Origin of the sequence: Acidisphaera sp. L21, from assembly GCF_009765685.1 — a bacterium.
Lineage (GTDB): Bacteria > Pseudomonadota > Alphaproteobacteria > Acetobacterales > Acetobacteraceae > LMUY01.
Genome location: NZ_LMUY01000014.1, coordinates 19,050 through 24,382, shown reverse-complemented (window position 1 = coordinate 24,382; position 5,333 = coordinate 19,050). Strand labels below are relative to the sequence as shown.

Genomic DNA, 5,333 nt, shown 5'->3' with positions numbered 1-5,333 from the left:
ATCGGCTGGAGATAGCCCAGGCGTCACGTTGTAGAGATGCACGAAGCGGCCCTAGTGGTGTGTGGGAAGAGAGTTCGTAGACGCCACAGCGGCCTGGATGGCGACCGTGAGTCTATCCCTCAAGGTCGCCATCTAACCTGGCAAGGGACGCCGACGCACTGATGGCGTTGGCCGTCCATGGAACCGGACATCTTCCTCAAGGCGACCTTCTGGGCGATGGCTAACCCATCCTCGCTGCCACGGTCAGGCATGATCGAGCTGGTCGAAGCTGCAGGATTCGGCAAATCGTCACCGATCATGCAGGGTGTAATGGCCTACCCAGACGGCCTGCTGACTACGCCCAATGAGGTGGTTAAGGATCTACTGCGCCGGGCGGAGGAGCGGGCTGGACGGGAACCGATGTTTGCAAAGCGCGAGCAGCCGTTGCGACCAGAGGCAATAGCTCAGCCGGTCGGGGCGGTGCGCAGGGTGACGCAGATCGTCAGGTTGGGCTTGCCTATGAAGTTAGGTTGTTCAGTCGACGCGTAATGCCACTCATTTCCCGCATAAGCCTTTGCCGCTCCTGTTGCGCGTGGGGCATCTCGCTAAATTGCTTCGTCCGGACAATCTCTTGAATGCGTTCGTTCTGGACGGCGATCGCTGCCTTCAGTTCCACGATCTCGGCAGTAAGAGTGTCGGCTGACATTCATAGGTGCCGCATTGCAACAATACGCGCTCGCGCCACCATGCCCCGCTTCGTAAGGCGGACCCGCCAAGGCATTAGATCGGCGTCATTCTCCGACAGTCCCTCTTCCTGGATCAGCAGACTTTCGTCGTCGAGCAAGTTCGACAACATCGCCGAGTGCTCGCCCGCTCCAAGCATCCAGCCGCCGAGTTCTGGCATATCGATGAGTAGATCGCCCGCTGCAGTCTCGGCCGTGTCTCCAGCATCCCAGCCCGCCAGCCAGCGTTTAGTTGCCCACGCAGCAATTGATTGTGGAACGGCAGTTCGTGCTTCGCCATGTTGCTGGGCCGACTGACCATCGGCAAAAACCACAGCGGCATAACCAGGCCCAAAGGACGGGTTCATTGTTCTTCAATCGGCCAGGAAAGGCCAAGATGCATAAGCTCACGCCCGCCCTGCTATAGCTAGAGTTCTTTGTAATCGGTTGATGCTATTCTAGCCCTCACACGCTTCGATGAAGCGTTATCCTGGAACCGATTTTAGGCCTAGCAGAGCGGCTACAGCATCGACCAACTGGCGCGGCTCGGCCGGTTTTGAAACAAGCAGGCAGAAAGGCCATCGATCCTGCATGTTCTTGGGCAAACATTGACCGCTGTAGAAAAGAAACGGAATTCCACGCTCGGTCAACAGCACAGCCACGGCTTCGCTGGTCTCCCGGCCTAGGCGTATATCGAGAGTGGCAGCAGAAATGTCCCGCAGGGCTGCCTCTGACAATGCTTCGGCCAGCGTCATGCACACTGCGACCACCTGGGCGCCAGCTTCAGCGAGGGTGGCCTCAATGTCGAGCGCGATCAGGATCTCATCGTCGACGACAAGCACGCGAACACCGTCAAGGCGCGTTGTCAATTGGGAATGCGATGACAGCTCCATCAAGCGGGGCAGTTTGCTAGCGGAACTTCGATTGTGCAGACAAAACCCGATGGCAAAAAGTCTCTTCGAACGGCTGCGCCGGACAGGCCTCTTTCGATCAGGCTACTACCGAAGCCCTTACGGCTCGGTATCTCGACAGGAGGTCCTCCGGCTTCGCGCCATACGAAATTCAAGATGCTCTCAGTTCCATTCAGTCTTAGGTTCCACTGCACCAAGACAGTTCCTGTCTCGGAGGAGAGCGAACCATATTTGATCGCGTTCGTGGCGAGTTCATGAAGAATGAGACCGAACGGAGTAGCCAGATCGGGTGGTAACGTGAGAGCCTCGCCGTCAACCTGGATGCGGGCCGAAGCGTCACTCGTGTGGGCCTGGAGCTGAGATTCAATCAAGGCCGACAACTCTGCTCCCTTCCACTCAGAATCGACCAAGATCTTGTGAGCTCGGGCGAGGGACGACAGCCGTCCCTCAAATCTTTCCACGAAATCGGCGCCTGATTTCGTATTCCGTAGCGTCTGACGCGCCATGGACTGGACAACAGTGAGTGTATTCCGCACCCGATGGCTCAACTCGTCCAGGAGGAGCCTCTGCTGCTCTTCCCAGCGTTTCCGCTCGGTGATGTCTCGCGTGCTTTCCAGCACAAGACGTCGACCATTGACGAGAACGAGCTCGATCTCACTTTCGACCTGGATGACCTTGCCACCCTTGGTCCTGTGATGCACCTCACCCTTCCATTGCCCCCGGTCTAGCAACGCTTGCCGTAAAGCCTGGAAGGTTGATCCGGGGATAACGGGATGCAGAAGGGTTTCCTTGGGTTGTCCGATGGCCTCATCGCGGCCAAACCCATAGAGATCCTCACTGCCTCTGTTCCACTTGAGGATGCCTCCATCGAAATCCCAAACGAAAATGGGTGAGCGTGACAGCTCTACGAGCCGCATTTCTTGACGGAGATGCTCCTCGCTCAAACGGAGCGCCTCTTCGGCTCGACGACGCTCTGTAATATCGATGAAGGTGGCCACAACACCGTCGATCTTATCCTCGATGGTTCGGTATGGGCGCATTCGCACAAGGTACCATCCGCCCAGCCGGCCAGGGATCTCTCGCTCAATGGGAATGAGGTCTTTGATGACTTTGCGGGCTTGGTCAGCCATGTCGTCAAAATCTAGACTATGGGTGAAGTCGGTAATCGGCCGGCCTTCATCATTCTCGGTCACATTGAAGAGGTCGACGAGGCGCGGCGTAAAGCGTTTGATCCTCAGCAAGGAGTCGAGGAACAAAGTCCCGAAGTCGGTTGCCGCCATTAGGTTTTGTAGGTCACTGTGAGCGCGCGAGACGCTCTCCAGTTTCAATTTCAGTTCGCCGTTGACCGTTTGCAGTTCCTCATTGATCGACTGCAATTCCTCTTTGCTGGTCTCTAGCTCCTCCGAGGTTGATCGGTATTCCTCGTTAATGGATTGAAGCTCTTCATTCGCGGCACGTAGCTCCTCGTTCCCAGCCTCGGATTCCTCTCGCATCGTGCGCAAACGGGCCTGCGTTGCCTGCAACTCATGTTGGATCTGCTGCATTGCATCATTGAGGCATTTGTGACCGGAGGGCTCGGTGACTTGGTCAACTGTTTCACCTTCGATAAACAGCACAAGTGCCAGTGGGGCGGCATGTCCCTCACGTGTGATCGGTCTGACCTGCACGTAAACGCGGCGGGCTTCCCCGCCCATCGGCAGAACATGGGCGACGCTCAACGTGGGCTGCTCATGGTCAAATGCCCGGTGAAGAGCTGATCGAAGGTCGAAGCGGAGTTCCTCTCGGACGAGGTCGACCACGTCGGTGCTGAGCGAGCCGCCGGAAGGCTGTAGGAATCGACCGGCGGTTTCAGACAGGTGGACCGCCCGGTGACCATCATCGACCAGGATGCTGGGAGGCGCCACGCGCTCGAGCATCTGGCGATGGATGGCGGCGTCACCGGTGCTTGACCCAAACGATGTTCGAGGGGGCACAAGGGGGCTGATGGTTGCGGGGCGCGGGAAGATGAGCAGAGGCAAGGCTGATCGAGAGTCGACACCGACGGCGGACTGGTAGATGCGCGCATCGCGGTCCAAAGCGCGAAACAGGTCATTGGGCTGGTCGGCATTCTCGGAAGAGCCGAGAAACAGGAAACCACCCGACTTCAGGCCATAGTGGAAGGTCGTCAGTATTTGGTGCTGCAGTTCCCGGTCCATGTAGATCAGGAGGTTGCGGCAGGAGACGAGGTCCAGTCGGGAGAAAGGCGGGTCCTTCAGTAGACTGTGGTTGGCGAAGAGGATCAGATCCCGCAGTTCACGGCGGACCCGAAAATGGTCGCCTTCTCGCCAGAAGAAGCGTTCGAGCCGTTCCTGCGTCAGGTCGCCCGCGATGGAGGCAGGGTATCGGCCTTGTCGCGCAAGGACTAGCGCCGCCGCGTCGAGGTCTGACCCGAATATCTGAATCTCGGGCCGTAGCTTTCGTCGGTCCGCCTCCTCCAGCAACAGCATGCCAATCGTGTAGGCCTCTTCGCCAGTGGCGACGCCGGGAACCCACACGCGGATTGAGTCTGACGCCGCTTTGCCCTCGAAGAGCTTCGGGATCACGTCTCGAGCCAGGGATGCAAACGAATCCGGGTCTCGGAAAAATGTCGTGACCGAGATAAGGAAGTCGCCGAACAGCGCCTGAGCCTCTCCGGCGGCGTCCTTCAGGTAGGATAGATAGCTGGCCGATGACTCTTGCTGGGTCAGCTGCATCCGTCGGGCGAGGCGGCGCAGGACGGTCGCTCGCTTATATTGTGAAAAGTCGTGCCCTGTGCGTGACTGAACCTGGGACAGGATCCGCCTGAGGTCCTCCTCCTGAGCCTGGTCCAGGCCCATGGCGACCTCGCCGCGCTTTTGAACCAGCGTGACAAGCTTCTCAGCAAGCTCGCGAACCGGCAGGACAAAGTCCGCCACCTCCGTCGCAATGGCATTCCTCGGCATTGAGCTGTACTCGGCTTCGCCTGGATCCTGCACAAGGACGATCCCGCCGGCCTCTTTGACCGCGGTCACACCAGTGGCTCCGTCAGCCCCAGCACCGGTTAGCACGATGGCGAACGCCTCGCTGGACTGATCTGCCAATGACCGAAAGAACAGGTCAATGGGAGCCCGCTGGCCTCTCGGGAGGTCGAAAGCCAAGGCGGAGATCATGCGGTGCTCAATGATGAGCTGGCTATTCGGCGCTATCACGTAAACGTTATCAGCCTCTAGGCGTAGTGTCCCTCCGACCTGCCAAACCGGCATCGAGGTTCGCATGGCCAGAATAGCGACCATCTCGCTTCGCGCGTGCGGGTCCAGGTGCATGATCACGACAAAGGCGGCGCCGACACGATCCGGAAGCGCCTCGAAAAAGGCCTGGAGGGCCTGAACGCCACCTGCGGATGCGCCAATCCCGACGACTTGAAGTGCGGGCTGATCATCCATCGTGGAGACTTTCTTTGCCAATCCACCATTGAGGTGGTGACGACCGCAGGCGTAGACCGCCCGGCGTCAATCGGCACGCTTACAGTGCTAGTTGAGTTCGGGCTCGGTGTCGAACCCTTGTTACCTAAGCCTACAGCAGATCTAGGAGCTGATATGTGCGGCCGATTCGCCTCCCAGATCCCCGCCAATCTGATCCACCAGCTGTTCAAGACCTTGGGTTCGGTGCCCAACCTGGCTCCATCCTGGAACGTGGCACCTACGCAGGACGCCATGGTGATCCG

Annotated in this window: 4 protein-coding genes; 1 reads left to right on the top strand and 3 read right to left on the bottom strand. The window is 58.6% G+C overall.

The window, feature by feature from the left end; genetic code table 11:
* Positions 1-177: 177 nt before the first annotated feature.
* Positions 178-528: a hypothetical protein gene (locus GSQ76_RS03190; RefSeq protein WP_158742463.1), complete on the top strand. Its 351-nt coding sequence runs from the start codon at positions 178-180 to the stop codon at positions 526-528.
* 157 nt (positions 529-685) lie between these two features.
* On the opposite strand, the gene GSQ76_RS03185 is transcribed toward GSQ76_RS03190, so the two are convergent.
* The 3 genes from GSQ76_RS03185 to GSQ76_RS03175 form a co-directional block, all read right to left on the bottom strand.
* Positions 686-1,069 carry a hypothetical protein gene (locus tag GSQ76_RS03185; protein WP_158742462.1) on the bottom strand — a complete coding sequence of 128 codons (384 nt, stop codon included), beginning with the start codon at positions 1,067-1,069 and terminating at the stop codon, positions 686-688.
* 117 nt (positions 1,070-1,186) lie between these two features.
* Entirely contained in the window at positions 1,187-1,543 is a 357-nt protein-coding gene (locus GSQ76_RS03180; protein ID WP_216850870.1) for a hypothetical protein, read from the bottom strand.
* A gap of 50 nt (positions 1,544-1,593) precedes the next feature.
* Complete coding sequence (locus tag GSQ76_RS03175) at positions 1,594-5,052, bottom strand: chemotaxis protein CheB (protein ID WP_158742461.1); 3,459 nt, start codon at positions 5,050-5,052, stop codon at positions 1,594-1,596.
* Between the last annotated feature and the right edge of the window lie 281 nt (positions 5,053-5,333).

What these genes read in the sequence shown, in the direction of transcription:
- GSQ76_RS03190 (WP_158742463.1), top strand. Translation starts at nt 178, where the DNA reads ATGGAACCGGACATCTTCCTCAAGGCGACCTTCTGGGCGATGGCTAAC.
- GSQ76_RS03185 (WP_158742462.1), bottom strand. Translation starts at nt 1,069, where the DNA reads ATGAACCCGTCCTTTGGGCCTGGTTATGCCGCTGTGGTTTTTGCCGAT.
- GSQ76_RS03175 (WP_158742461.1), bottom strand. Translation starts at nt 5,052, where the DNA reads ATGGATGATCAGCCCGCACTTCAAGTCGTCGGGATTGGCGCATCCGCA.